The sequence below is a fragment of the Luteibacter sp. 621 genome (assembly GCF_050435445.1).
Classification (GTDB): Bacteria; Pseudomonadota; Gammaproteobacteria; order Xanthomonadales; family Rhodanobacteraceae; genus Luteibacter.
This window is the reverse complement of sequence record NZ_JBNDKI010000012.1, coordinates 30,009-55,281: the sequence shown is the minus strand read 5'-3', so window position 1 is coordinate 55,281 and position 25,273 is coordinate 30,009. Positions and strand designations below refer to the sequence as shown.

Here is a 25,273-nt window from a genome sequence, read left to right as displayed (position 1 = left end):
CAAGCGCGCTCCTACGGGGGTAGGCGACGCAGCAGTACAGGCCAGGCGGCACGGCGTGTCAGCCAGTGACGCGGTGGAATGCAGGCTTTGCGCGCTAGATGCTACGCTAGCGCCCCTTCCGTGCACGGTAGCTAGCGACTTTCCATGGCCCGCATTATCGCAGTCGCCAACCAGAAGGGCGGCGTCGGCAAGACCACCACTTCGGTAAACCTCGCCGCGGCCCTGGCCGCCGCGAAGCGCAAGGTGCTGCTTGTCGACCTGGATCCGCAGGGCAATGCCACCATGGCGTCGGGCGTGGATAAGCACGAGGCCAAGCCGAACGGCTGCGAAGTGCTGCTCGGCGAAGTCGCCATCGGCGATGTACTGGTCCGCACCGAGGCCGGTTACGACCTGCTGCCGGGCAATGGCGACCTGACCGCGGCCGAGCTGAAGCTGATGGACGGCATGGCCCGCGAGCAGCGCCTGAAGGAGCAGTTGGCCAAGGTGGCCGACCGCTACCACACCATCCTGATCGATTGCCCGCCCTCGCTGCACCTGCTGACGCTCAACGCGCTCACTGCGGCCAATGGCGTGCTGATTCCCGTGCAGTGCGAGTACTTCGCACTCGAAGGCCTTTCCAGCCTGCTCGATACGATCTCGGCCGTACGCCAGCGCCTTAACCCGGAGCTTGAGGTGGAAGGCCTGCTGCGCACCATGTACGACGTGCGCAACAACCTCGGCAACGAGGTTTCGGCCCAGCTCACCACGCACTTCGGCGACAAGGTGCTGCGCTCGATCATTCCACGCAACGTGCGCCTTGCCGAGGCGCCCAGCCACGGCCAGCCCATTCATCTGTACGACCGCGGTTCGCGCGGCGCCATCGCTTATATCGGCCTCGCCGGTGAAATCATCCGCCGCGAGCGCGCCCTGGCGGGCGCCGTCGCAGGCGCCGCCGAGGCCGATGAGCCGGCGGCGGATGCGACCGACGCCGCCCCGACCACGCCTTAAGGAGCCCCCATGGCAGCAGCGAAAAAACGTGGACTCGGCCGTGGCCTGGACGCCCTCCTGGGCGGCGGTGCCGGTCCGGAAGCCGCTCCCTCGGTGATCGAGCAGGAAGGCGAGCTGCGCACGCTGCCCATCCATCACATCCAGGCCGGCAAGTACCAGCCGCGCCGCCACTGGAACGATGAGGCGCTCGACGAGCTGGCCGCATCGATCAAGGCCCAGGGCCTGATCCAGCCGGTGGTCGTGCGCGCCATCGGCAAGAACAGCTACGAACTCATCGCCGGTGAACGCCGTTGGCGCGCCGCCCAGCGCGCGCAGATGAGCGAGATCCCTGCGCTGGTGAAAGATGTGCCCGAGCAGTCCGTGCTCGCCATGGCCCTCATCGAGAACATCCAGCGCCAGGAGCTCACCCCGCTGGAAGAAGCCCAGGCCCTGCAGCGCCTGGTCGATGAGTTCGACCTCACCCACCAGCAGGCCGCCGATGCGGTGGGCCGTTCGCGTGCGTCGGTATCCAACCTGTTGCGCCTGAACGAGCTGCCGGCATCCATCAAGCAGCTGCTCGACGAGAGCAAGCTGGAGATGGGCCACGCCCGCGCCCTGCTTACCCTGCCGGCGGCGATCGCCGAACCGCTGGCGCTGGAAGCCTCGCGCCACGGCTGGACGGTGCGTGAGCTGGAAGATGCCGCCCGCAAGGCCCAGGAAGCCCCCAAGGGCAAGGCCAAGTCGGCTGGCCCGGTGGACCCGAACGTCGCCAACCTCGAACGCGAGCTGGCGGAGCGTTTCGCCACCCGCGTGGAAGTCGCCCAGGGCCGTGGCGGCAAGGGCAAGCTCGTCATCCACTACCACAGCAACGACGAGCTGGACGGCATCCTCAGCAAGATCCGCTGAGCCGGTGCGGGTGTAAGGAAATGGCCAAGCGCCCGGTCCATGAGGATGTGAACCCGAAGCAGCGCCAGTACGAAGCGATGGTGCGCGCCCTCTCGGCCGACCTTTACCGGTTTGCCTGGTGGCTGGCGCGCGATGAGGCCGTGGCCCAGGACCTGGTCCAGGAGACCTTCCTGCGCGCGTGGAAGAACCTCGACGCGTTGCGCGAGGCCGAATCCGCCAAGGCCTGGCTGTTCACCATCCTGCGCCGCGAGCATGCCCGCCTATATGAGCGCAAACGGCTGGAAATCGTCGAACTGGATGATAACGTCGCCGAAGATGCTGCCTTCGCCAGCCCGGAACGCAGCGGCGACGCCGCGCAGGTACGCGATGCCATTGGCCGGCTTCCCGATAAATACCGCGAGCCGCTGGCCATGCAGGTGCTGGCCGGCATGAGCGCCGATGAAATCGCCGCGAGCACCGGCCAGAAGGCGGGCGCCGTGATGACCCAGTTGTTCCGCGCCCGCCAGCAGCTCAAGCGGCTGCTCGGTGGCCGCGCCGCGGCCGAAGGGAGCCGGACATGAACTGCCTCGACTTCCGCCGCCGCATCACCAGCGAACCACGTTCGCGCGATCCGGAGCTGCTCGCCCATCGCGATATCTGCCGCGAGGGCTGTGCCGCTTTCTGGCAGCGCGCCCAGCGTTTCGAGGATGACATTGAAGCGGCCATGGCCATTCCGGTGCCGGAAGGTTTGGCCGACCGGATCCTGTTGGCCCAGGCCACCGGTGAACGCCGTGCCCAGGTGGGCCGTCGTCGCGCGTGGATGGCGATGGCGGCCTCGGTGCTCATCGCCTTCGCGGGCGTGGGCATGATGTGGCGCTACACCGACCAGCACTCGCTGGAAGCCATGGCCGTGGCCCACATGCCTGGCGAGATGGACGCCCTCGCCCTCACCCGGCCGATGACGGACGACCAGGTCGAAGCGGGCTTCGTCGGCCGGGCCACCCGCCTGAAGGGCCCGGCTCCCGCCATGGTTACCTACGTGCACGATTGCGTGGTGGGCCAGTACCCGGTGGTGCATGCGGTGACCCGCATGGATGACGAGCCGGTGGTGGCCCTGTTCATGCCCGGCAAGATGGATGGCAAACCCGGAACCTTCCACCGTGATGGCTGGGATGGCCGCGAAGTGCAGCTGCGCGGCGGCACTCTGCTGCTGCTGGCGCAGGGCCCCAGCCACAAGGCCATGGACATCGCCGAACGCGGCTGGCGTGCCGCCATCGATGGCCAGGACCTGACCGTGTCCCTGTAGGAGCGTGCTTGCGCGCGATCCGCCACAGGCGGCCAGCCCGCGATCGCGCGCAAGCGCGCTCCTACAGAAAAGCCTGCCGCCTGAACGAGTGCAGCCAAAGCAGCCTTCTGTAAGGATTGTTGGGCGATAATGCCGCCCGACTCCTGCTACCCGCCCCGGAACCGCGATGACCGATCTCGCCGTGGTCGTGCCCGTCTTCAACGAGCGCGACAACATCCCGCCCCTCCTCGCCGAGATTGCCGCGTCCCTGCGTGGGCGGATCGACTTCGAAATCATCTACGTCGATGACGACAGCACGGACGACAGCGTGGCCGTGCTCAAGGCGGCGCAGAAGGATTATCCGGAGCTGCGCATCATCCACCACGTGACCCGCAGCGGGCAGAGCACCGCCGTGTGGAACGGCGTGCGTGCCGCCCGCGCGCCGTGGATCGCCACGCTCGATGGCGATGGCCAGAACGACCCGGCCGACATTCCCAAGCTGCTTGCCGCGCGTGCGGGCGCTGCCCCGGAGCTCAAGCTGTTCGCCGGCTGGCGCGTTACCCGCCGCGATAGCTTCAACAAGCGCATCTCATCGAAGGTCGCCAACGCCGTCCGCTCGCGGATGCTCCAGGACAGCACGCCGGATACCGGCTGCGGCCTGAAGCTGTTCGAGCGCGAGACGTTCATGCGCCTGCCCTACTTCGACCACATGCACCGCTACCTGCCGGCGCTGGTCAAGCGTGCAGGCTTCGCGAGCCAGAGCGTGCCGGTAGGCCACCGCCCGCGCACGGCCGGCACCTCGAAGTACGGCATGCTCGATCGCCTGTGGGTAGGCCTGGCCGATCTACGCGGTGTGGCATGGCTGATGCGCCGGGCCAAGGTCACCAGAACCGAAGAGATCTGATCGGAGAGCGATCGCGCGCAAGCGCGCTCCTACAAGGGCCAGCGCAGATTTTGTGTAGGAGCGCGCTTGCGCGCGATGCTCCTAACGCAGCGGCACCCCGCGCGGCACCCACTTATCCAGCATGGCCTCGGTACGTTCGCGGCCTAGCTCGATGAGTTCGCGGGCGCGATAGAACTCGTACACCGCCGATACGTTGCGTGGCATCTCAATCAGCAGGTCCGGCGGGTACGCGGCGAGGCGTAGCCGCGAGAGGTTCGCCTGCATGAGGTCCATCGATTGGGTCATCAGCTCGAACGCGCCGGGATCGCGGGCGATCTTCGAGTCCGAGCCCGGCAGCACTTTGCCAAGCAGGCGGCCAAGCTTCGCCGCGTAACCCTGGTCGGGCACTGCGGTCACATCCTTCTCCGGCGCCTTCTGCAATTCCGCCGCGCCATCCACGCTCACGGCCATCACGTAATCGGCGTCCTCGCGCATCAGTGGCAGCACGGGCAGCGGATTCAGCAGCGCGCCATCGACCAGCCGGCGGCCTTCGTGGGTATACGGGCGGAACAGGGTCGGGATGGCGATCGAGGCGCGGATTGCATCGAACAGCGGCCCACGCGTCAGCCACACCTCGCGCTCGCGGTCGATATCGGTGGCGACCGCGGTGTACGCGATCGACAATTCCTCGATGTTCACCTCGCCGATGAGTTCGCGCAGCGCGGCCATGATCCGGTCGCCCTTGATGAACCCGCCGCCGGAGAAACTCCAGTCGACCAGCCGCAACACATCGAAGCGCGCGAGCGTCGATACCCAGTCGCGGTACACATCGAGTTTGCCCATGCCATAGATGCCGCCAACCAGCGCGCCCATTGATGTGCCGGCAATGGCGACGATCTCGAAGCCACGGCTTTCCAGCGCCTCGATGGCGCCAATATGGGCAAGGCCCTTGGCCGCGCCGGCGCCTAGCGCCAGTGCGACACGGGGTTTGCGGGGTTGTCCGGTGGTGGCGGGCAGCGCGCCGGGATCGGCGATATCAAAGTCGCTCATGGAACCTGGCGCGTGATCAGTGGTGGTTACCGTTGTTGCCGTTCTGGTATCCGGACAACGCCAGCTGCAGGAGGATCTTCATTTCCTCGCGCAGTGGCAGTGGCGAGACGATTTCCGCATCAGGGCCGTACTTGAGCACGTCCATCAGCAGTTCGCGGGAGTTTGAATACGGCACCTTGAGCTCGTAGCGTCCATCGGGCAGCCAGTCGCCCTTCTGCTGCGAGTGCCAGTGCTCGTCCGCTACCCACCGCGCGGCATGCGATGAGAAACGGATGGTGGCCCACGCCTTCGGCTTGCCGGCGAAGATGCCGTAGCTGGAGGCGAGCAGGTCGTTGAGTTCGGTTTCTTCCACGTCCTTCGCACGGGCATCCTGTGCCTGCGGCTCGGCGATGCGATCCACGGCGAAGCTGCGCAGCGCCTCGCGATCGTGGTCCCATACATCGAGGTACCAGTTATCGCGGTAATGGGTGAGGCGCTGTGGCGATACCGTGCGACGCGTGTCCGAATTGGTGGTGCGGGCACGGTAGCGGAAGGTGAGCTGGCGGCGCTCGAGCACGGCACCGGCCACGATCCGGAACACCTGCTGGTCGAGCTTGCGCGCACCCCAGGAGATGACCCGGATGCGATCGACCGGCAGCGCCTTGCCGCTGCCGTGATCGGACAGCAGGCGTTCGATGCGCGCCTTGAACGGCGCCAACGCCCCGGCAAGCACCCCGGGATCGGAGCGGCCGATGAGTTCGTTGAGGGCCATGAGCGCGGCCAGCTCATCGCTGGTCAGCCACAGGCCGGGTAGTTCGAAGCTATCGCCCTCGCCCGCCTCGTAGCGGAACGAGGCCTGGTCGCCTGCCACGCTCTGTACCGGCGCGCCCAGCGCATCGCGCAGGAACGCCACATCGCGGTAAAGGGTGGCCCGCGAGCATTCCAGCTCATCCATGAGCCGCGAAAGCGGGACCGGATAATGCGCGGACTTCAGCAGTCGGTGCAGGGTGAGAATGCGCTCGTAGCGGTCCATGGGTCTCGCCGGCAGGTGGAGCTGTGCAAAGTGTGTCCGCGCGGGCGTGACGCCCGTATCTACGCACGACAAGCATGGCGTTGGCCGTGGCCGTCCGCAAGGGTTGTCGCAGTAAGCCGATTGGCCAGGTGGGGGCCCGTTGCGTCCGTAACGTTTGCGCCCGGCGCCATTAGGCGCAAAAATGCTGCTTTGCCATAGCCGAAGCCCCCGACCATGGCGCAATCCGACGACGTACCGGCCGTCGCGCTGGCCCCCAACGGCCCGCCTGGCGACGGTTCGCGCGCCCAAAGGCTCTTCTCCCTCCCTGCCGTGGTCCTCCAGACCGCGACCGCGACGGGTTACGGCCTGTGGATGGTGCTGGGCACCGCCGTGGCCCTGGGTACTTACAACGACGGCCGCGGTGATGTGCTGGTCCCCCTGACCTTCGGATTCGTCCTGGTGAGCCTGGGGCTGGCAGCCACCTGCCTGCGCCTACGCTTCGCCCGCGAGTGGCATGGCTGGGATCCGTTCCGGCGCATGCTGCCTACCACGGAGGGCATGGTGGCCATGGCCAACTACCTGCCGATGCTGGCGCTGGGCGGGCTGGCCCGCGGGGAGAACGATTTCTGGGCCACCCGGCTGGCCGGGGCGGCACTTATGATCTGTAGCCTTGCCACCTTGATCTACACGGCCCGCGGCGTGGCCCGGGATATGCCGGCGCCACTGGCCTCGGTCGCCAATACGCAGCCGCTGGGCCGGGCGGTGTCGGCGGTGTTCGCCGGTGGCCTGTGGTTCTGGCTGTGCGTCGCACTGCAGGCTGATACCACGATAGGGCCGTTAAATCCTTGGCGGATCAGTATGTTAGCGGTTGGGCTGGTGCTGGGCGTGATCGAAGGCATGCGCTGGCGCGCACTTCGCCAATTGGCGGATGAACGGGGTGCGGGCGCGTTCTTTGCCCCCGGGCGCGGTACAGGTACCCTGTTGGCCTGGTGTTTCGGCATTGCCGTGCTCTCGGTGGGCCTCCCCTGTGTCTTGCTGGTCTCGCACCCTACCGGGCCACTGGTAGCCGTGGCCGCTGGTATGGCCGCGTTAAGCTGCGTTATCGGTCAATGCCTTGAGCAACGGCTGTATGGGCGTGCGTGGACGCAGTTCGCAGGCCGTTGAGCAGCAAGCAGTCCCCCGGCGCGTGGGTGCGCCAAGGGCCGTCCCCACGGCCCACCCCAATACCACTTTCTTTCCACATCCCGGGTAGACGATGAAAAAGATCCTTCTCGCCTCGCTTGTCCTTGCCGCGCTGCCTTTCGCCGCGCAGGCCCAGGACGCTTTCTCCACGGCCAACCCCAATGGTGGTGGCGCCCCCAGTTCCGATGCCTCCAAGAATGGCGGCTGGACCGGTTCGGGTGAATTCGGCTTCGCCTCCTCGCGCGGCAACTCGCGCACCGAGAACGCCAATGCCAAGCTCGGCCTTTCCCAGGAAAACGAGGTGTGGAAGAACAACTTCTACCTCAACGGCCTGCGCTCGAAGGGCGACGTGACGGTGACCGACGCCGCCGGCAACACGGTCGACAAGTTCAGCACCACCGCCAACCGTTATGACAGCGGCGCCTCGGTCGGCTACAAGTTCGATCCGCGCAGCTACGTGGTTACCGCAGCGCGTTACGAGCATGACGATTTCGGCGCCAACCTCTGGCAGGGCATCGTCTCGGTCGGCTACGGTTACATCGCACTTAAGAATGAGCGCGCCGAGCTCTCCTTCGAAATCGGCCCCGGTTTCAAGCGCTACCAGCCGGCCAAGACCACCGAAGACGTGACCCAGCCCGATGGCACCGTGGTCTCGGTCACCACCACGCCCAACGCCGAAAGCGAAGTGGTCGGCCGTGGCCTGGTCAACGGCAAGTACCGGCTTACCGACAACACCGCACTGGAAGATACGTTCCTGGTGGAAGCGGGCTCGAAGAACCAGTACTACCAGAATGATATCGGCCTGTCGGTCAGCATGACCAAGAAGATGGCGCTGAAGCTCGGCTACCAGATCCGCTACAACAGCGATACGCAGCCGGGCACGGTGAGCACCGACAAGCTCATGACGACAAACCTGGTCTACAACTTTTAAGGGTTGCGGCTGCGCCGCCGTGTTGTTGAATCGCGTGCAAGCACGCTCCTACAACAGCCGCTGCGTAGCCGTGCTGTCGTGATCGTGGATCGCGCGCAAGCGTGCTCCTACAACAGCCTCCGCCGAAGCTTTTGTAGGAGCGCGCTTGCGCGCGATGCGTTTATCGCTGCGGCTTGAGCAACTCGCCGGCGCCCTGTTGCAACAGCATGGCCGCCACTTCGTGGCCTAGTTCCACCGGCTTGTCGCCATTGATATCCGCCTGGGCCACGATCAGTTCACCGCTGGCGGCATCGCCCACCAGCGCATGCAGCGTGAGGCCGAACTCCGCCACCACACAGAACGCGCCGATCGCCACGGCGCAGCTACCCCCCAGCTGTTCGTTCAACGCACGCTCGGCATCCGTTGCCAGGCGCGTGTCCGCGTCGTCGATCGCCGCCAGCAATTCGGCCACGCGCGTATCGCCTTCGCGGATTTCCACGGCAATGGCGCCCTGGCCCGGGGCGGGCAGCCAGTCCGGGCTGGCCAGGCGGCTGCGCACGCGGCCACCCAGGCCCAGGCGATCGACGCCCGCGCAAGCCAGCACGATCGCGTCGTAGTGGCCTTCATCCAGCTTCGCCAGGCGCGTATTCACGTTGCCACGCAGGTCGAGCAGTTGCAGGTCGGGGCGCAGCGCGCGTAGCTGGGCCTGGCGGCGCAGCGACGAGGTGCCGACGCGGGCGCCGTTCGGCAGCTCGGCGATCGTCGCGTAATCGTTACTGATGAAGCCATCGGCCGAGTCGGCGCGCGGCAGGATGGCTGACAGCGCGAAGCCCGGCTCCAGCACCGCCGGGACATCCTTCAGCGAGTGCACGGCGATATCGGCGCGGCCTTCCTGCATGGCCACCTCAAGCTCTTTGAGGAACAAACCCTTGCCCCCGATCGTCGCCAGTGAGCGATCGAGGATCTCGTCGCCACGGGTGGAAAGCGGCACCAGCTCCACGACCAGCCCGGGGTGGGCCTGGCGCAGCAAGGCGGCCACGTGCTCGGCCTGCCAGAGGGCCAGGGCACTCTTGCGGGTGGCGATGCGAAGCGGTGCGGTCATGGGGGTTCCGAAATCACGGGAGGCAATGCGCTAATTGTCCCGTAAAACGACACCCGAGCGCAGCGCGGCCTGTAGCCGCGCTATCCGCTCACGATTCCGTGCGCAGCAACTGGCGGATCGCCGGCAGGTTGCGCCGGCTGACCTCGGGCGCGCTTTCGGTACCTGACAAGCGGGCCAGCACCCGGCCATCGGCCAGCGTGCGTAGCCCCACCAGGCGATCGCGCGGCACCAGGCAATTGCGATGCAGGCGGACCAGCCGCTCGCCCAGTGCCACCTCGAGCTGGCGCAGCGAGTCGTCGATCAGCCGTGACCCACCGACATGCTCGACGGTCACGTACTTCTCGCCGGCCGTAAGCAGGAGCACATCGGCAAGCGCGATGCGCACCTCGTCGCCACCGCTGCGTGCCCTTAGCCATCCGCCGCGTTGCGGCTGCGCCGGCGCCAGGCGGGCCGCCGCCCGGTCGAGTGCCTCATCCAGGCGCTCCGCACGCACGGGCTTCAGCAGGTAGTCGGTGGCGCCCAGGTCAAAGGCGCTGAGCGCATGCTGCTCGTACGCGGTACAGAACACCACCAGCGGGCGGTTCGGCAGGGTGGCGAGCTTCGCCGCCACGGCCGTCCCGGTGAGGCCGGGCATCTCGACATCCAGCAGCAACACATCGGGCCGTTCGCTGGCGCAGGCGGCCAACGCGGCATCGCCATCGGCCACGCTGCCCACCAGTTCCACATCGCCGCGCCGGGCAAGCAGGCTGGCCAGCCGTGCCCGTGCCAGCGGTTCGTCATCGGCGACCAGGACGCGCACTCGCTACCTCCGGCAGGAATAGTGTGACGACGAAACGACCATCGTTCGCCTCGGCCTTTACCACCGCCTGCTCGCCGAACAGCAAGCGGACGCGCTCGCGGACGCTGCGCAGCCCATGGCCCGTCCCTGGTGTCGGCGGTGCATCGGAAAGTGGGTTATCCACCGTGACGAGCACCCCGCCGTCGAGGCGCCGGCCGCCCAGCCGCAGCACGCCCCCTTGCCGCGATGGCTGGATGCCGTGGCGGATCGCATTCTCCACCAACGGCTGGAGAAGCAGCCGCGGCATGGGTAACGCCTCGGGCGTATCGATATCACGCTCCACGCGCAGGCGGCTGCCCAGGCGCAGGCTTTCAATGTCGAGGTACTGGTCGACCAGCCGCCACTCCTCGCCCAGCGTGCCGGGTGTGCTGCCTTCGCTACCCAACGCGGCGCGGAACAGTTCGGCCAGGTTCTCCACCGTGCGTTCGGCAGCGTCCGGATCCACGCGGATGAGCGCGGCCACCGCGTTCATGCTGTTGAACAGGAAGTGCGGGCGGATGCGCGCCTGCAACGCGGCGACCTGGGCCTGGGCGACGGCTTCAACGCGCGCCTGCCATTGCGCCACCACGTAGAAGTACCGGAGCAGCGCGGCACCCAGCAGGCCGGTGGCAAGCAACGTGTCGCGAACAAAGCGCGCGGTGGAAACCGGGGTCAGGTTCGAGCCAAGGTTATGGTCGATCCAGCCCAGGGCGACGCTGGTCACGCCCACCATCACCATGAGCGTAAGCCAGATGCCGGCATACGGGAGCATGCCGGGCAGCCGCTGCATCACCGGCCGCGCCTTGCACAACACCACCGTAAGCAGCACGGAAAGCCACGCCGTGTAGAGCACGCCAACCGACAGCGAGCGCAGGCGCAATTCGCCACCGGGCGCGAGCCACATCAGGCACGCCGTGATCGTGCCCACCACCAGCAGCGCGAACAGGGTCGGCAGGCTGCAGAAGTCGGGCAACGGGGCCGACGCGCGGGGCGTGGCGGTTGTGTCGGAAGGCGCGGCGGGCATGGCGCGAGTATGCCGGATGGGCAACGCGCCCGCCGCGCGGGCCATCACGCCCCGACGAAAATCCCGCCGAGCCAGCTACGGATATCGTTGATCTCCGGCAGGCTCACCTGGTGGCCCATGGGGTAGGTGTGCCATGCGATCCGATGGCCCAGGCTTTCGAGCAGCTGGCGCGATTGCTCACCCAACGCGAGCGGTACCACCGGGTCGGCCACGCCATGGCCCCAGAACATCGGGGTGGCGTGGTTGGCACCGCTGCGCTCGGCCTCGATCGTGTCATGCAGGGGCAGGTACGCCGAAAGCACCAGCAGGCCAGCGAGCGACTCCTTGTGGCGGAGGCCCGCGGCAAGGGTCATGGCGCCACCCTGGGAAAAGCCTGCCAGCACGATGCGCGAGGCGGGCACGCCACGCTCGTGCTCGCGCGCGATGAGCGCTTCCACTTCATCGATAGACAGGCGTATACCGATGGCATCCTGCTTGTCCGCCAGCGCCAGGCCCTTGATGTCGTACCACGCGCGCATGGGCACGCCGTTGTTGATGGTGACCGGCCGCACCGGCGCGTGCGGGAACACGAAGCGAATGGCCGGCCAGCTTGGATCGACCAACTCCGGCACGATCGGAGCGAAATCGTTGCCGTCGGCGCCCAGCCCATGCAGCCAGATCACCGACCATTCGGGCGACGGGCGGGTTTCGTGTTCGACGGTGGGCAGGGGCATGGCAACGGGTCCGGCATGAAGAATCGCGTGATCGTATCAGCCCCGCTCCACGCGAACACTTACGAGCTCTCAGATTCCGGCTGATGCAGGCAATGCAGCAACCAACTCGCCTGTAGGTTCCTTCCGGCGGTGAGTCATCGAAAGAGGTGTGGCACGAAGCAGCTGGTGTTTCGGGTTATGCGATCGTTGTCCTCGCGAATACCCATGCCGGCCGCTTCGTTGCCAACGATCCACGAGCCGACCAATGCATGGCGCCCGTCGAACACCGGCAAGGGCGCGAGCGCCTGATAAACGATGTTTGGCGCCACCACGGCACCCTGGTGCCGATCGAGGACGCTGATGCCTTCGCCTTCGCGGCCCCAGAACGGCTTGGCGACCGCTGCGCCGAGGATATCTTCGCGGCGCAGGCTAGCGGGAAGCAGGTTCGGGTGGTTGGGAAACCATTCCCAGAGCAGCGGCAGGATGGCCTTGTTCGACAGCAACATCTTCCACGCGGGCTCGATGAACCGAGTACGCGATGGCGCGATGTGCTTAGCGAACGCCTCATCGAGCAGCCATTCCCAGGGATACAGCTTGAACAGCCTGTCGATCGGGCGATCGGCCAGGTCGATGAAGGCGCGGCCGTTCCAGCCGATCTCCTCGATATCCAGTGCCTGCACCTCGTGGCCGGCCTGCAGGCAGGTATCGAGCAGGTAATCGGTGGTGGTGCCGTCCTCGGGGTTGTCGTAGCAGGCTGCGAAGTGCACCCGGCCACCACCACCGACGATCGGCCAGCGTGCGATCAGCTTTTCGTGGATGGAGTTGAACTGGTCGGCATCGGGATAGCACGCCTCGAGCCAGTACCACTGCACCACCGACGCTTCGAACAGCGATGTCGGCGTATCGGCGTTGTATTCGAGCAGCTTGGGCGGTGACACGCCATCCCACGAGAGATCCATGCGCCCATAAAGCGAAGGTTCGCGATCAAACCAGCTGCGCTCGGCGAGGCGGGCGGCATCGTCGTTGATGCCAAGTGCGTCGTAGCGGCCATCGCGGACAATGCGGTCCACCGCTTCCAGGCACATCCCGTGCAGCTCGGCCGTCGCCGCATCGACCTCATCGATTGCATCGGCACCGAACACGTAGCACGCATCCTCGCGCCAGTACGGCTGGCCATCGATGGTATGGAAGCCAAAGCCGATGCTCTCGACCTCGCGCTGCCAGTCGGCGCGGGGCGTGATCCGTTCACGCCGCATCATCCGCCCCGCGAACCGACGCGGCCGCTCGAACCAAAGCCGCCGCGCGAACCGAAATCGAAGCCGGTGGGTCCGTGACCGGCAAAGCCGCTGGCACCGCTGCGTGCGCTGCTCGCGTACGACCGGCCCGGGCCAGGGTCACCCGCCACGGTGTTCGTGCGCCAGTCGCTGCGATACCACGGGCCGTAGTAGTGATAACCGCCACCACCCCCGCCGCCGCCGCTGGTGCCCGTCGACGGCGCGTACGTGCACTGCCCCGTCGCGTAATCGTGTTCGCAATCTTCCTTGCTCGCGTAGCTATTGCGCTGCACATCGGTGCGTGGCCACGCGGCATAGCCGAACAGGCCGAGCACGCCCACCACGACCGCCGCCGAGCGCATGCGCTTGCCGCGCTCGCCAAAGTTGAACAGCGGCTCGGCCTTGCCAGCGGGGTAGAAGGAGGGGTGCCGGTAATCCGGCGGCAGGTTGAACTTCGCATCTGGCTTGCGACCCGCCGCGGCCTCGCTGCTCAGGGACTTCTTGTCCTTGTTTGCCATAGGGCCCGCCTCAGTAGGTCATGGCGGCGGCGTTGATCGCACCCACGCAGGTGGCGACCACGGCGACGAACAAGGCGACCGAACACATATTCGCTTCGATCTTGCCGCGCAGGTCACGCACGACCAGGCGCAATACGAGATGGGTGAGCAGTTGCACCGCCCAGGCCACCAGGCCCCATAGCGCGAGGTCGGCAAGGTTCACGCTATGCGCGATGGCGCTGGCCAGCGGCAGTACGAAGCCGATGGCGGCACCGGCCAGGCTGATCGCGGCGGCGAGGTTCCCGGCACTGATCAGTGCCATCTCGCGCTGCGGGGTAATCCAGATGTAAGTCACGATGAACGCGACGAAATAGAGAATGCCCAGGCCCAGGTAGGCCACGAATGCGGGCAGGTTGAACAGGTCCGACAGGATCACGAACGCTTCCTTGTATGGCGCGGCTCCCCATGGCCGCCCCGCCACTATAAGGCGGGGCGGCCGTTCTTACTCGCCCAGTCCCAGTTCGTTCGCGAAGAACGTCATGGACAGCGCTGCGTTGCCCACGCGCTGGCTGAACGGAGCGCCGATACCGTGGCCGGCGTTCATGCGGGTGAGCAGCAGCACCGGGTTACCGGAGGTGGATGCATCCTGCAGGCTGGCGGCGAACTTGCGTGACTGCCACGGTGCCACGCGCGGATCGTTGGCGCCGGTGGTGAGCAACACGGACGGGTAGTTCGTGCCCTTCTTTACGTTGTACAGCGGCGAATAGGCGCGCATGGCCTTGGCGATGGCCGGGTCCTTGACCGAGCCGTACTCGCTGACGTTGTACGGACCGTTGGCGAACGCGGTTTCGTGGCGCGGCACATCGTAGATGCCGACCATGGCCACCACGGCGCGGAACTGTTCCGGATGCTGGGTGACCAGCGCGCCCATCAGCAGGCCGCCGTTGCTGCCACCCAGGATGCCCAGGTGCTTCGTGTCGGTCCATTTGGAATCGACCAGCGCCTGCGATGCCGCGTAGAAGTCATCGAACACGTTCTGCTTGTGGGTCTTCTGGCCCTGCTCATGCCACTGCTCACCGAACTCGTTGCCGCCGCGGATGTTCGCGTAGGCCAGCACGCCACCGCGCTCCAGCCACGCCAGGTTCGGGCCAATGAAGGACGGGGTGACCGGAATACCGAAGCCGCCGTAGCTGTACAGGATGGTCGGGCGCTTGCCGTTAGGCGTGACGCCATCCATCGAGATGACGGTGACCGGGATCTTCGTGCCGTCCTTCGACGTACCGTCGATACGGGTAACCTTCACCTTCGAGTAATCGGCGGCGGCCTTCACCTCGAACACGGTCTTCAGCGTGCCGCTGGCGCCGTCGTACTCGGCCCAGTGGGTCGGCGTGGTCCAGCCGCCGTATGTGATCAGCGCCTTGTCCTGGCCCTTCTCGGCGGCGACGCCGCCGATGGTGATGCCGGTCGCGGGCAGGGGCAGGCGGCGCACGAAGGTGGCCTTGGCGTCGTACTGGTCGGCCCACCAGTCCGGGCCGGCGCTGCGCACCACGAGGAAGCCGTTGCCGATCGGGGTCACGCGCTGGATCGCGCCGTCGCCCTGCGGCAGCACATCGGCCTGCTTGCCGCTCGCATCCAGGGCAATGACCTTGCCGCGCGGTGCACCAGCGAAGGTAACGACATACAGGCGATCACCCACCCAGTGCGCCGAGCGCACATCGGCCTCGTGGCCCAGCACCTTCTTGAACGGGCCATTGCCCTGGCGCAGGAACACCTCGGCCGGGCCGCCGTCGCCGATATTGGCCAGCAGTGCCGTGGACTTGCCGCCTTCGCCATCCATCAGGATGTATTCGGCCACCGGCGAATAGCCCTTGCCGAACACGACCGTGTCCTTCTCCTGCGCGGTGCCGATCACGTGATGGGCCAGGTACGCATCGAACTCACGCAGCGGCTTGTCCTTGGTGGGCGTATCGAAGCGCGCGTAGGTCACGCCCTTCTCGTCCGCATCCCATGACAGCGCCTGTGGCGTGGTGCCGCCGCCTGCCCAGGGCAGCGCATCGGACAGCGGCTTGCCGGTCTGCGTATCCAGGATGTGGATGGTGGTGAGCTCGCTGCCGCCTTCCGCCGTGCCGTAGGCCAGGTAGCGGCCACTGGGCGAGGGCCAGTATTCGGTGATGGCGGTATTGCCGTCGCCCTTGTTCAGGTCGACGAGGGTGCGCACCGGGCCATCCGGCCAGGCCTTGGCCACCAGTACGGGCTGCGGCTGCGGCGGCGTGTTCTCAAAATAGAACAGCGTGCCGCCGGCCAGCTCGGGTGACGAGCGCGTGGTGGAGGTGGTGGCGAGCTCGGTGATGCGCTTGGTCAGGTCCTTGCCCATCGGCATCTTGCCGATGGTGGCTTCGGTGAAGGCGTTCTGCGCCTCGATCCACTGGGCCACGCCCTGGCCCTCCGGGTTCTCCAGCCAGCGGTAGGCATCGGTCACCGGCTGGCCGCCGATGCTGTCCTTCACCTCATGCTGCGGCGTGGGCGGCGGAGTGGCCGTGGCGGCGTGGGCGGAGCAGGCCGCAAAAAGGCTCAACGCAAGCAGGCGGGGAATCATGGGACGCATGGGACAACCTCGTGGGCGGGATCGGCCGAGCGTAGCAAACCCATGACGCCTGGCACCCCTGCCGCCAGTTGGGTAGCGGCACCGATTATCCTCGAAGAATTTGCTGCTGCCGGAAACACCCATGCGCCCGCTCGCCACCGCCCTCCTCACCGCCCTGGCCACCATGCCCGCGCTGGCCTACGCCGCGCCGCCACCGCTGGATATGGAAACCATCATGGCCGACCCGGACTGGATCGGGCAGGCGGTGGAAGAGCCGTACTGGAGCGTGGATGGCAGCCAGGTGTATTACTCGCTGAAGCGCGATGGCAGCCCGGTGCGTGATCTTTATCGTGCGCCGGCCGCCGGCGGGGCGCCGGTCAAGCTCGACCCGGGCGCCGCCGCCAGTGCCGATGGCACGAAGCAGGTGTTCGACCACGCGCACCGTCACGCCGCCTTCGTTCGGCATGGCGATATTTTCCTGCGCGACCTGGGCGCGGGCACCACGGTGCAGGTCACCCGCTCGGCCAGGGCCGAGACGTCGCCGCATCTCTCGGCGGATGGGCGCCTGCTTACCTGGCGCTCGGGCGATGACTGGTTCGCCTACAACACCGCGGGTGGTCCGGCCTGGCAGGCCGCCGTCGTGGAAGCCAAGGACGACCCGAAGAAGGACAAGAGCTCCGACCTGCAGGACCAGCAGCAGGCGCTGTTCACGACCCTGCGTGGCCTGAAGAGCGATGAGAAGGCCATGAAGGCGGATGCCGATGCGCTGGCCGCCGCCGACCCCGCCCGCGCGCCGGCATCGTTCTATATCGGCAAGGACGTTTCCATCGTGGATACGTCGCTCTCGCCCGATGGCCGCTACATGCTCGTGGTGACCAAGGCGAAGGACGCCGATGGCGGCAAGGTCGCCGACCTCACCCACTACGTCACCGATTCCGGCTACGCCGAAGCCGAGGCCACGCGCACCTACGTGGGCCGCATCGACCCTACGCCGCAGGCACTGAAGCTGCTCGATCTGCGTGGCCACGCGGTCTACGACCTGGATACCGCCACCCTCCCCGGCATCCACGATGACCCGCTGGCGGATATCCGCGCGAAGACCGTGGCGGCGCTGCGCAAGGACGGCAAGGGCGACCGCGCCGATGCCCTGGCCGCGCCGAAGACGCGCCCGGTCATCGTGAACTCGGAGTACAGCCCGGGCATCGTGTGGAGCGATGACGGCCATGACGTCGCAGTGCAGCTGACGTCGGTGGACAACAAGGATCGCTGGATCGCCACCGTGGATTTCGAACGCCACGCGCTCAGCAGCCAGCACCGCCTGAGCGACAAGGCGTGGATCAACTGGGATAACAACGATTTCGGCTTTCTGCGCGACGGCAGCACGCTGTGGTATCTGAGCGAGGAGACCGGCTTCTCGCATCTGTACACGCGCCGGCTGGGCGGCAAGGCCACGGCGCTCACGTCGGGCCGCTTCGAGGTGGACCACCCGGTGCTCAGCGCCGATGGCAAGACCTTCTATGTGCGCACCAACCAGGTGGCGCCGTATAGCTACGACATCTACAAGGTACCCTCCGCCGGTGGCGCGCTGGGGCGCGTGACGAAGTACGAGGGCATGGATGACTTCGCGCTTTCGCCCGATGGCCGCCAGCTCGCCGTGCTGCATTCATCGCCCTATGTGCCTTCGCAGCTGGCGACGGTGTCGGTGGACGGTGGCACGCCGCACGAACTCACCCATACGGTGAAGCCGGGCTTCGCCGAGCACGCGTGGATCGCGCCGAAGATCGTGCAGGTACCCTCCTCGCATGGCGCGGGCACCGTCTGGGCGAAATTCTACGGCCCGGCCGATGCCGCGCAGGCCGCATCGCGCCCCGCCGTGATCTTCGTGCACGGTGCGGGTTACCTGCAGAACGTGCACCTGTCGTACCCCTCGTACTTCCGCGAGCAGATGTTCCATAACCTGCTGGTGCAGCGCGGCTACGTGGTACTGGATATGGATTACCGCGCGTCGAAGGGCTACGGCCGCGACTGGCGCACGGCGATCTACCGCAACATGGGCCACCCGGAGCTGGAAGACCTGCTCGATGGCAAGGCATGGCTGGTGAAGAACCAGGGCGTGGATCCGAAGCGTGTTGGCATCTACGGCGGCAGCTATGGCGGCTTCATGACCCTGATGGCGCTGCTACGCGCGCCAGGTGAATTCGCCGCGGGCGCGGCCTTGCGCCCGGTCACCGACTGGACCTCGTACAACCACGAGTACACCGCGGCCATCCTCAACGATCCGCAGCTGGACCCGGAGGCCTACGCGACCAGCTCGCCGATCCAGTACGCCGACAAGCTGCAGGATCCCGTGCTGATCGAGCACGGCCTGATCGACGATAACGTGCTGGCCAGCGATTCGATCCGCCTGTACCAGCGCTTCATCGAGCTGCACAAGAAGAACTTCACCATGTCGCTGTACCCCATGGAGCGCCACGGCTTCGTCCACCCGGATTCCTGGTACGACGAATACCGCCGCATCGACGAGCTGTTCCAGCAGAACCTGAAACAATAAATGTAGGAGCGCACTCGCGCGCGATGGGTGCTTGCGGCATGCCCCATCGCGCGCGAGCGCGCTCCTGCAGGTATCGGTGCCCCGCCGTGCCAACCGCGGCCACCGCGTAAAAAATTTACGCAGACGTTACGCCCCGCCCCCGGCGCCTTACACCGTAAATATCCACGAAGGCGAAAAATACGCTCCGTCCCCTCATGACGGAATGTTCCCGTGGAATTCCTGTACGTCCTTCTCATCGTCGTGCTCACGGCGGTGACGATCGGCTTCCTGATGATCTGCGACCGGCTGGGTCGCCGCTAAGGAAGCCGCCATGTCGCTCATCTACATTCTCGCTACCGTGATCGCGGTGGCCCTGTGCGGCTATCTCTGCGTGGCCCTGCTGAAGCCGGAGTGGTTCGAATGACCCCGAACGACTTCTTCCAGATGGGCCTGTACCTGGCCGTGTTGCTGGCGCTGGTGAAACCCGTCGGCAGCTATATGGCCCTGGTGTTCGCCGACCAGCCCAACCGCGTGACCCGCTTTGGCGCCCGCGCCGAACGCCTGCTTTACCGCGTGGCCGGCATCCGGGCCGATGAAGACATGGGCTGGAAGCGCTACGCGCTGGCCATGCTGGTCTTCAATGTCGCCGGCCTGGCCGTGGTGTACGTGCTCCAGCGCACCCAGCAATGGTTGCCACTGAACCCGCAACACCTGGCCGCGATCACGCCGGATTCGGCGATGAACACCGCGATCAGCTTTGCCAGCAACACCAACTGGCAGGGTTACGCGGGTGAATCGACCATGAGCTACCTGACCCAGGTGCTCGGTCTCGCCGTGCAGAACTTCCTCTCGGCGGCCACTGGCATCGCCGTGCTCATCGCGGTGGTGCGCGGCTTCGTGCGGCGGGGTGCCGGGGCCGTGGGTAACTTCTGGGTCGATATGACCCGCGCCACGCTTTACGTGCTGGTCCCGTTCTCGATCGTCATCGCGCTATTGCTGGTATCGCAGGGCGTGGTGCAAACCTTCGCACCGTACGTTGATGCTGCGACCCTTCAGCATGGCACCCAGAGCCTGCCACTCGGCCCGGTCGCTTCGCAGGAAGCAATCAAGATGCTGGGCACGAACGGCGGCGGCTTCTTCAATGCCAACTCGGCCCACCCGTTCGAGAACCCCACGCCGTTCGCGAACTTCGTGGAAATGCTGGCGATCTTTCTTATCCCTGCGGCGCTTTGCTACACCTTCGGCAGCATGGTCGGCGACCGCCGCCAGGGCTGGGCGATCCTTGCGACCATGCTGCTGATTTTTGTGCCGCTCTCCGTGGGCCTGGTCGCCGCCGAGCAGGCCGGGAACCCGGCGCTGCACGGGCTTGCCATCGATGCACAGGCCTCGGCCATGCAGAGTGGCGGCAACATGGAAGGCAAGGAAACCCGCTTCGGTATCGTGTCGTCGGGCCTGTTCGCCGCGATCACCACGGCTGCCTCGTGCGGTGCGGTGAACGCCATGCACGATTCGCTCACTCCGCTCGGCGGCCTGGTCCCCATGTGGCTCATGCAGCTGGGTGAAGTGATCTTCGGCGGTGTTGGCTCCGGCCTGTACGGCATGCTGGCTTTCGCCGTGGTCGCGGTGTTTATCGCCGGGCTCATGGTGGGCCGCACGCCGGAATACCTGGGCAAGAAGATCGAAGCGCACGAGATGAAGATGGCCAGCCTGGCCGTGCTGATTCCCTGTGCCCTGGTCGTGATCGGCACCGCCATCGCCGTGATGGTGCCTGCCGGCAAGGCCGGTGTCGCCAACCCCGGTGCGCACGGCTTCAGCGAGATCCTTTACGCCGTGACGTCCGCGTCGAACAACAACGGCAGCGCGTTCGCCGGCCTCTCCGCCAACACGCCGTTCTGGAACGTATTGCTCGGTATCTGCATGTTCCTGGCGCGCTTCCCGCTTGCCATCGCCATGTTGGCCATGGCGGGGTCGCTCGCGGCAAAGCGCCACGTACCGCCTTCGGCCGGCACCTTGCCCACGCATACGCCGCTGTTCGTCACATTGCTGGCCTGCGTGGTCATCGTTGTCGGCGCGCTCACCTTCCTCCCGGCGCTGGCCCTTGGGCCCATCGTCGAGCACCTCACGTCCGTTACGGGCCACTGATCCATGACTTCCCACGCCCACACCCCGCGCGGCTTCGATCGCGCGCTGGTGGCACGCGCCCTCCGGGACGCGTTCACCAAGCTCAACCCCCGCCTGCAGTTCCGCAACCCGGTCATGTTCGTCGTGTTCGTGTGCAGCGTCCTCACCACGTTGCTGTGGGTGCAGGCGCTCGCCGGGCACGGCGAGGCGCCCGCGGGTTTCATCTTCCAGGTTTGCCTGTGGCTGTGGTTCACGCTGCTGTTCGCGAACTTCGCCGAAGCCCTGGCCGAGGGCCGCGGCAAGGCGCAGGCCGATGCGCTGCGCGGGTCGCGCCGCGATGTCGCGGCCAAGAAGCTCATCGTGCCGCGGCGTGATTCACAGATCGTGTTCACCCCATCGAGCGAATTGCGCATGGGCCACCATGTGCTGGTCGAGGCCGGCGACATCGTGCCGGGCGATGGTGAGATCGTGGTCGGCGCCGCCAGCGTGGACGAAAGCGCCATTACCGGCGAATCCGCGCCGGTCATCCGCGAAGCTGGCGGCGACCGCAGTGCCGTCACCGGTGGTACCCGCGTGCTATCCGACTGGCTGGTGGTGCGCATCACCAGCAACCCGGGTGAAAGCTTCCTCGATCGCATGATCGCGATGGTGGAAGGCGCCTCGCGGCGCAAGACGCCTAACGAGATCGCCCTGACGATCCTGTTGGCGAAGTTCACCCTGATCTTCCTGCTCGCGTGCTCCACCCTGCTGCCGTATTCGATCTACAGCGTGGAAGCCGCGGGCTCGGGTAACCCGATCACCCTGACGGTGCTGGTCGCGCTGCTGGTATGCCTGATCCCCACCACGATCGGTGCGTTGCTCTCGGCCATCGGTATCGCCGGCATGGACCGCATGATCCGCGCCAACGTCATCGCCACGTCCGGCCGCGCGGTCGAGGCCGCCGGCGATGTGGATGTGCTGCTGCTGGACAAGACCGGCACCATCACCCTGGGCAACCGCCAGGCTGTGGCGTTCCACCCGGCACCAGGCATCGAGGAGCGTGAACTGGCCGAAGCCGCCGACCTTGCGTCCCGCGCGGACGAAACGCCGGAAGGCCGCAGCATCGTCGTGCTCGCCGAGACGAAGTTCAGCATCGCCGGGCGCCCACGCCGCGAGGAAGCGAAGGCCGTGTTCGTGCCGTTCACCGCGCAAACCCGCATGAGCGGCGTGGACGTGGGCACCCGCCACATCCGCAAGGGCGCCATGGATGCCGTGGAACGCTATCTGGATACCCAGGACAGCCACATGCCGCCGCTGGTCCGCCGCATGGCGGAAGACGTGGCCCGGCGTGGTGCCACGCCGCTGATCGTGGTCGATGGCGCGCTCACCCTCGGCGTCGTCGAACTGAAGGACATCGTCAAGGACGGCATCAAGGAACGCTTCGCCGAGATGCGCCGCATGGGTATCCGCACGGTGATGATCACCGGCGATAACCCGCTGACTGCCGCCGCGATTGCCGCCGAGGCTGGCGTCGATGATTTCCTGGCCGAAGCGACGCCGGAAGCAAAGCTCAAGCTCATCCGCGACATGCAGGCCGAGAACCGCCTGGTGGCGATGTGCGGCGACGGCACGAACGATGCGCCCGCACTTGCCCAGGCCGATGTGGCGGTGGCGATGAACAGCGGTACGCAGGCGGCGAAAGAAGCCGGCAACATGGTCGACCTGGATTCGAACCCCACCAAGCTCATCGAAGTGGTGGCGATCGGCAAGCAGATGCTGATCACCCGCGGTGCACTGACCACGTTCTCGATATCGAACGATATCGCCAAGTACTTCGCGATCATCCCGGCGGCGTTCGCCACCACGTACCCGGCGTTGAACGCGCTGAACATCATGCACCTGGCCACACCGCAGAGCGCGATCCTGTCAGCGGTGATCTTCAACGCACTGATCATCATTTTCCTGATTCCGCTGGCGCTGAAGGGCGTGGCTTACCGCGCGCTGGGTGCCGCCGCGCTCCTGCGCCGCAACCTGCTCGTCTACGGCCTGGGCGGCATCGTGGTTCCGTTCGCAGGCATCAAGCTCATTGACATGTTGCTGGTCCTTTGCGGACTGGCCTGACCGAGGTCACACCATGCATACCGTAAAACTCACCGTGCTTATCGACGATCCGGGCGACATCGACATGGAAGTGCGGGTTGTCGCCCCGGAGGCCGCGAGGGCCGAGTCCAGTAAGCCGGTTACCACCCTGAAACCGCGTGTCGTCACCCCCGTGCGCGGCAGCGATGACGAATACACCCTCGGCGGCTACGCCGGTATCTGATCCACCACCACACACCCACACAAGGCGTCCCGCGAGGGACGGTTCACCATGCGCACCACTCGTTATGCCTGTCTCGCCGCGCTGCTCGCGATCGCCCCGGTCTCCAGGGTGCTCGCTGCCAGCAGTGATGATTGCTCCCAGGGTTTCGGTACCCGCCTTGCCGCGGCCTACCGCGAAGATGCCCAGCCGGCCGACCCCAATGCACCGGCGCCGGAGCGCCGCGCCATGCCCTCGCCGTTCCCGTCACCGCCGTTCCCCTCGGCGGAATGGCAGCTTGGCGGCGTGGCCTACCCCATCGGCGTGCCCAACCTGAACTCGCAATACCCGCTGGAAAAGGCCATGGCCTGCAATGCCCTCGGCAAGTGGATGAAGGACAACCGCATCGAGGTGTACGGCTGGATCAACCCTTCAGTGAACATCAGTAGTTCGGCCAACACGAACTACCCGCTGTCGTACGCCACGCGGCCCAACCGCGTCGAGTTCAATCAGGCGCTGCTGCGTATCGAGCGCATTCCCGACACGGTGCAGACCGATCACCTGGATTGGGGTTTTCACCTGGATAACCTGTATGGGTACGACTACCACTACACGACCATGAAGGGTGTCTTCAGCAACCAGCTACTGAACAATCCGCGCGCGAGCCAGCCACTCAACGGCAACACCTACGGTTACGACCCGATGCTGTTCTACGGGGATATCTATATCCCGTGGGTGGCCGAGGGCATGGTCGTGCGTATCGGCCGCTACCTCTCCCTGCCCGACATCGAGGCGCAGTTCTCGCCGAACAATTACCTCGTGACGCATTCGGTGCTGTACACCGCCGATCCGTACACGCAGATGGGTGTGATGACCACCACCCGCCTGAACCAGCAGTGGACGCTCCAGCTGGGCATCAACGGCAGCAACGATACCGCCGTGTGGAACCACAGCGCCCGTCCCACGCTGCAGGCCTGCGTGCGCTGGGTATCGGCCGACAACAACGACATGCTGTATCCGTGCGTGAATAACTGGAACACCTCGGATTACAACTACAACAACGTGCAGATGTATGTCGCGACCTGGGGCCACCGCTTCAGCGAGAAAGTGCACATCCTCACTGAAGGCTACTGGATGTATGGCCGCAACATCGCGGGCTTTGGCCCCGATGGTGAGCCGGGCGTCGTCGGCTCTTCCCCGTACCCGGGCAAGGCCGCGGAGTACGGCGTGGTGAACTACATCAACGTCGAACTCAGCGCGAGCGACATGATGTCGTTCCGCAACGAGTGGTACAACGACCAGAAGGGCCAGCGCACCGGCTACGCCACGCGCTACACCACGCACACGCTCGGCATGACGCATTGGGTCAGCCCTGATCTGGAGATTCGTCCCGAGATCCGTTACGAGCGCTCATACGACGTCGACGCGTATGACCATGGCAACAAGGGTTACCAGCTCACCGCGCTCGTCGACGCCATCTGGCATTACTAAAGGAGGCTCATCATGGCCACCCTGTTGCGCAACGCGCTTGTGTTGCTCCTGCTGCTCACCGCCGTCACCGGTATCGCGTACCCCGCCGTGGTCGGCGGGCTCGGCCACGTGCTGTTCGCCCACGAGGCGGGCGGCAGCCTGGTCGAGCGCGATGGCAAGGTGGTGGGTTCGTCGCTCATCGGTCAGACCTTCACTGCCCCAGGCTATTTCTGGGGCCGCCCTTCGGCCACGACGCCGGATCCGTACAACGCGGGTGCCTCGGGCGGCTCCAACCAGGGCCCATCGAACCCGGCGCTTACCGAAGCGGCCAGGCAGCGTATCGCCGCGCTGCGGGCCGCCGACCCGGGTAATACCGCACCGGTGCCGGTGGATCTGGTGACCGCCTCGGGTAGTGGCCTGGATCCGGAGATCAGCCCGGCCGCGGCGGAGTACCAGGTGGGGCGTGTCGCTTCGGCACGGCATATGGCGGCGGGGAAGGTGCGTGAGCTGGTGGCGGCGAATACCAGGGGTCGTCAGCTGGGTGCCCTGGGCGAGCCGCGCGTGAATGTGCTTGAACTGAACCTCGCGCTGGACGCCGCCGCGCGGTAATCGGGTATCGCGTGCAAGCACGCTCCTACACGAGCGCCGGACCGGCAAACGGTTCGTTACCGCCCTGTAGGAGCGCGCTTGCGCGCGATCCGGTGTGCCGCAGCCCTCCACCCACCCTGTATC

Annotated in this window: 24 protein-coding genes; 14 read left to right on the top strand and 10 right to left on the bottom strand. The window is 66.2% G+C overall.

The window, feature by feature from the left end:
- The first annotated feature begins 144 nt into the window (after positions 1-144).
- The 5 genes from ABIE56_RS13935 to ABIE56_RS13915 all read left to right on the top strand — a co-directional run bounded on the left by ABIE56_RS13935 (position 145) and on the right by ABIE56_RS13915 (position 4,040).
- A complete protein-coding gene (locus tag ABIE56_RS13935) occupies positions 145-987 on the top strand; it encodes a ParA family protein (RefSeq protein ID WP_429244387.1) in 843 nt (280 codons plus the stop codon).
- Between the two features lie 9 nt (positions 988-996).
- On the top strand, positions 997-1,872 hold the full coding sequence (locus ABIE56_RS13930) for a ParB/RepB/Spo0J family partition protein (RefSeq protein WP_429244386.1): 876 nt from the start codon (positions 997-999) through the stop codon (positions 1,870-1,872).
- 20 nt (positions 1,873-1,892) lie between these two features.
- Positions 1,893-2,432 (top strand): sigma-70 family RNA polymerase sigma factor, encoded by a 540-nt coding sequence (locus tag ABIE56_RS13925; protein WP_429244385.1) that lies wholly within the window; start codon positions 1,893-1,895, stop codon positions 2,430-2,432.
- Positions 2,429-3,157: a DUF3379 family protein gene (locus ABIE56_RS13920; RefSeq protein WP_429244384.1), complete on the top strand. Its 729-nt coding sequence runs from the start codon at positions 2,429-2,431 to the stop codon at positions 3,155-3,157. The genes ABIE56_RS13925 and ABIE56_RS13920 overlap by 4 nt, the downstream gene beginning before the upstream one ends.
- A 166-nt stretch (positions 3,158-3,323) precedes the next feature.
- Positions 3,324-4,040 (top strand): glycosyltransferase, encoded by a 717-nt coding sequence (locus ABIE56_RS13915; RefSeq protein ID WP_429244383.1) that lies wholly within the window; start codon positions 3,324-3,326, stop codon positions 4,038-4,040.
- Between the two features lie 81 nt (positions 4,041-4,121).
- Here the strand turns inward: ABIE56_RS13915 and ABIE56_RS13910 are convergent, their stop codons facing one another.
- Both ABIE56_RS13910 and ABIE56_RS13905 read right to left on the bottom strand, forming a co-directional pair.
- The gene (locus ABIE56_RS13910) at positions 4,122-5,069 is read right to left on the bottom strand and encodes a patatin-like phospholipase family protein (protein WP_429244382.1); all 948 of its coding nucleotides are present in this window, start codon (positions 5,067-5,069) and stop codon (positions 4,122-4,124) included.
- 16 nt (positions 5,070-5,085) lie between these two features.
- Positions 5,086-6,081: a helix-turn-helix transcriptional regulator gene (locus ABIE56_RS13905; protein WP_247431065.1), complete on the bottom strand. Its 996-nt coding sequence runs from the start codon at positions 6,079-6,081 to the stop codon at positions 5,086-5,088.
- 213 nt (positions 6,082-6,294) lie between these two features.
- Here ABIE56_RS13905 and ABIE56_RS13900 point away from each other — a divergent pair, with 213 nt between their 5' ends.
- Positions 6,295-7,224, top strand: a complete 930-nt coding sequence (locus tag ABIE56_RS13900; RefSeq protein WP_429244381.1) for a hypothetical protein — start codon at positions 6,295-6,297, stop codon at positions 7,222-7,224.
- A gap of 91 nt (positions 7,225-7,315) precedes the next feature.
- Positions 7,316-8,173, top strand: a complete 858-nt coding sequence (locus tag ABIE56_RS13895) for a DUF481 domain-containing protein (protein WP_429244380.1) — start codon at positions 7,316-7,318, stop codon at positions 8,171-8,173.
- Between the two features lie 160 nt (positions 8,174-8,333).
- Here the strand turns inward: ABIE56_RS13895 and hemC are convergent, their stop codons facing one another.
- The 8 genes from hemC to ABIE56_RS13855 form a co-directional block, all read right to left on the bottom strand.
- Positions 8,334-9,254: a hydroxymethylbilane synthase gene (gene hemC / locus ABIE56_RS13890; RefSeq protein ID WP_429244379.1), complete on the bottom strand. Its 921-nt coding sequence runs from the start codon at positions 9,252-9,254 to the stop codon at positions 8,334-8,336.
- A gap of 88 nt (positions 9,255-9,342) precedes the next feature.
- Positions 9,343-10,053, bottom strand: a complete 711-nt coding sequence (locus ABIE56_RS13885; RefSeq protein WP_429244378.1) for a LytR/AlgR family response regulator transcription factor — start codon at positions 10,051-10,053, stop codon at positions 9,343-9,345.
- On the bottom strand, positions 10,031-11,095 hold the full coding sequence (locus ABIE56_RS13880) for a sensor histidine kinase (RefSeq protein WP_429244377.1): 1,065 nt from the start codon (positions 11,093-11,095) through the stop codon (positions 10,031-10,033). The genes ABIE56_RS13885 and ABIE56_RS13880 overlap by 23 nt, the downstream gene beginning before the upstream one ends.
- 44 nt (positions 11,096-11,139) lie before the next feature.
- The gene (locus ABIE56_RS13875; protein WP_429244376.1) at positions 11,140-11,808 is read right to left on the bottom strand and encodes an alpha/beta hydrolase; all 669 of its coding nucleotides are present in this window, start codon (positions 11,806-11,808) and stop codon (positions 11,140-11,142) included.
- Between the two features lie 134 nt (positions 11,809-11,942).
- Positions 11,943-13,046 (bottom strand): glutathionylspermidine synthase family protein, encoded by a 1,104-nt coding sequence (locus ABIE56_RS13870; RefSeq protein ID WP_429244375.1) that lies wholly within the window; start codon positions 13,044-13,046, stop codon positions 11,943-11,945.
- Positions 13,043-13,579 carry a hypothetical protein gene (locus ABIE56_RS13865; RefSeq protein WP_429244374.1) on the bottom strand — a complete coding sequence of 179 codons (537 nt, stop codon included), beginning with the start codon at positions 13,577-13,579 and terminating at the stop codon, positions 13,043-13,045. Before ABIE56_RS13865 ends, ABIE56_RS13870 begins: the two co-directional genes overlap by 4 nt.
- 10 nt (positions 13,580-13,589) lie before the next feature.
- The gene (locus ABIE56_RS13860) at positions 13,590-13,994 is read right to left on the bottom strand and encodes a DUF350 domain-containing protein (RefSeq protein ID WP_429244373.1); all 405 of its coding nucleotides are present in this window, start codon (positions 13,992-13,994) and stop codon (positions 13,590-13,592) included.
- 66 nt (positions 13,995-14,060) lie between these two features.
- Positions 14,061-16,163, bottom strand: a complete 2,103-nt coding sequence (locus ABIE56_RS13855; protein ID WP_429244372.1) for a prolyl oligopeptidase family serine peptidase — start codon at positions 16,161-16,163, stop codon at positions 14,061-14,063.
- Between the two features lie 121 nt (positions 16,164-16,284).
- Between ABIE56_RS13855 and ABIE56_RS13850 the strand changes: the two genes are divergently transcribed.
- The 7 genes from ABIE56_RS13850 (at position 16,285) to kdpC (ending at position 25,150) form a co-directional block, all read left to right on the top strand.
- On the top strand, positions 16,285-18,693 hold the full coding sequence (locus tag ABIE56_RS13850) for a S9 family peptidase (protein ID WP_429244371.1): 2,409 nt from the start codon (positions 16,285-16,287) through the stop codon (positions 18,691-18,693).
- Between the two features lie 310 nt (positions 18,694-19,003).
- Positions 19,004-19,096, top strand: coding sequence for a K(+)-transporting ATPase subunit F (kdpF, locus tag ABIE56_RS13845; RefSeq protein WP_429244370.1), 93 nt, complete (start codon positions 19,004-19,006; stop codon positions 19,094-19,096).
- A complete protein-coding gene (kdpA, locus tag ABIE56_RS13840) occupies positions 19,093-20,814 on the top strand; it encodes a potassium-transporting ATPase subunit KdpA (protein WP_429244369.1) in 1,722 nt (573 codons plus the stop codon). Before kdpF ends, kdpA begins: the two co-directional genes overlap by 4 nt.
- A 3-nt stretch (positions 20,815-20,817) precedes the next feature.
- Entirely contained in the window at positions 20,818-22,893 is a 2,076-nt protein-coding gene (gene kdpB / locus ABIE56_RS13835) for a potassium-transporting ATPase subunit KdpB (protein WP_429244368.1), read from the top strand.
- A 13-nt stretch (positions 22,894-22,906) separates the two neighbouring features.
- Positions 22,907-23,095, top strand: a complete 189-nt coding sequence (locus ABIE56_RS13830; protein WP_429244367.1) for a hypothetical protein — start codon at positions 22,907-22,909, stop codon at positions 23,093-23,095.
- A gap of 48 nt (positions 23,096-23,143) precedes the next feature.
- Entirely contained in the window at positions 23,144-24,562 is a 1,419-nt protein-coding gene (locus ABIE56_RS13825; RefSeq protein ID WP_429244366.1) for an outer membrane beta-barrel protein, read from the top strand.
- A 12-nt stretch (positions 24,563-24,574) separates the two neighbouring features.
- Complete coding sequence (gene kdpC / locus ABIE56_RS13820; protein ID WP_429244365.1) at positions 24,575-25,150, top strand: potassium-transporting ATPase subunit KdpC; 576 nt, start codon at positions 24,575-24,577, stop codon at positions 25,148-25,150.
- The last annotated feature ends 123 nt before the right edge of the window (positions 25,151-25,273 follow it).

Excerpts from the sequence above, each read along its gene's own strand:
- ABIE56_RS13935 (WP_429244387.1), top strand. The coding sequence starts at position 145 with ATGGCCCGCATTATCGCAGTCGCCAACCAGAAGGGCGGCGTCGGCAAG.
- ABIE56_RS13930 (WP_429244386.1), top strand. The coding sequence starts at position 997 with ATGGCAGCAGCGAAAAAACGTGGACTCGGCCGTGGCCTGGACGCCCTC.
- ABIE56_RS13925 (WP_429244385.1), top strand. The coding sequence starts at position 1,893 with ATGGCCAAGCGCCCGGTCCATGAGGATGTGAACCCGAAGCAGCGCCAG.
- ABIE56_RS13920 (WP_429244384.1), top strand. The coding sequence starts at position 2,429 with ATGAACTGCCTCGACTTCCGCCGCCGCATCACCAGCGAACCACGTTCG.
- ABIE56_RS13915 (WP_429244383.1), top strand. The coding sequence starts at position 3,324 with ATGACCGATCTCGCCGTGGTCGTGCCCGTCTTCAACGAGCGCGACAAC.
- ABIE56_RS13910 (WP_429244382.1), bottom strand. The coding sequence starts at position 5,069 with ATGAGCGACTTTGATATCGCCGATCCCGGCGCGCTGCCCGCCACCACC.
- ABIE56_RS13905 (WP_247431065.1), bottom strand. The coding sequence starts at position 6,081 with ATGGACCGCTACGAGCGCATTCTCACCCTGCACCGACTGCTGAAGTCC.
- ABIE56_RS13900 (WP_429244381.1), top strand. The coding sequence starts at position 6,295 with ATGGCGCAATCCGACGACGTACCGGCCGTCGCGCTGGCCCCCAACGGC.
- ABIE56_RS13895 (WP_429244380.1), top strand. The coding sequence starts at position 7,316 with ATGAAAAAGATCCTTCTCGCCTCGCTTGTCCTTGCCGCGCTGCCTTTC.
- hemC (WP_429244379.1), bottom strand. The coding sequence starts at position 9,254 with ATGACCGCACCGCTTCGCATCGCCACCCGCAAGAGTGCCCTGGCCCTC.
- ABIE56_RS13880 (WP_429244377.1), bottom strand. The coding sequence starts at position 11,095 with ATGCCCGCCGCGCCTTCCGACACAACCGCCACGCCCCGCGCGTCGGCC.
- ABIE56_RS13875 (WP_429244376.1), bottom strand. The coding sequence starts at position 11,808 with ATGCCCCTGCCCACCGTCGAACACGAAACCCGCCCGTCGCCCGAATGG.
- ABIE56_RS13870 (WP_429244375.1), bottom strand. The coding sequence starts at position 13,046 with ATGATGCGGCGTGAACGGATCACGCCCCGCGCCGACTGGCAGCGCGAG.
- ABIE56_RS13865 (WP_429244374.1), bottom strand. The coding sequence starts at position 13,579 with ATGGCAAACAAGGACAAGAAGTCCCTGAGCAGCGAGGCCGCGGCGGGT.
- ABIE56_RS13855 (WP_429244372.1), bottom strand. The coding sequence starts at position 16,163 with ATGCGTCCCATGATTCCCCGCCTGCTTGCGTTGAGCCTTTTTGCGGCC.
- ABIE56_RS13850 (WP_429244371.1), top strand. The coding sequence starts at position 16,285 with ATGCGCCCGCTCGCCACCGCCCTCCTCACCGCCCTGGCCACCATGCCC.
- kdpF (WP_429244370.1), top strand. The coding sequence starts at position 19,004 with ATGTCGCTCATCTACATTCTCGCTACCGTGATCGCGGTGGCCCTGTGC.
- kdpA (WP_429244369.1), top strand. The coding sequence starts at position 19,093 with ATGACCCCGAACGACTTCTTCCAGATGGGCCTGTACCTGGCCGTGTTG.
- kdpB (WP_429244368.1), top strand. The coding sequence starts at position 20,818 with ATGACTTCCCACGCCCACACCCCGCGCGGCTTCGATCGCGCGCTGGTG.
- ABIE56_RS13830 (WP_429244367.1), top strand. The coding sequence starts at position 22,907 with ATGCATACCGTAAAACTCACCGTGCTTATCGACGATCCGGGCGACATC.
- ABIE56_RS13825 (WP_429244366.1), top strand. The coding sequence starts at position 23,144 with ATGCGCACCACTCGTTATGCCTGTCTCGCCGCGCTGCTCGCGATCGCC.
- kdpC (WP_429244365.1), top strand. The coding sequence starts at position 24,575 with ATGGCCACCCTGTTGCGCAACGCGCTTGTGTTGCTCCTGCTGCTCACC.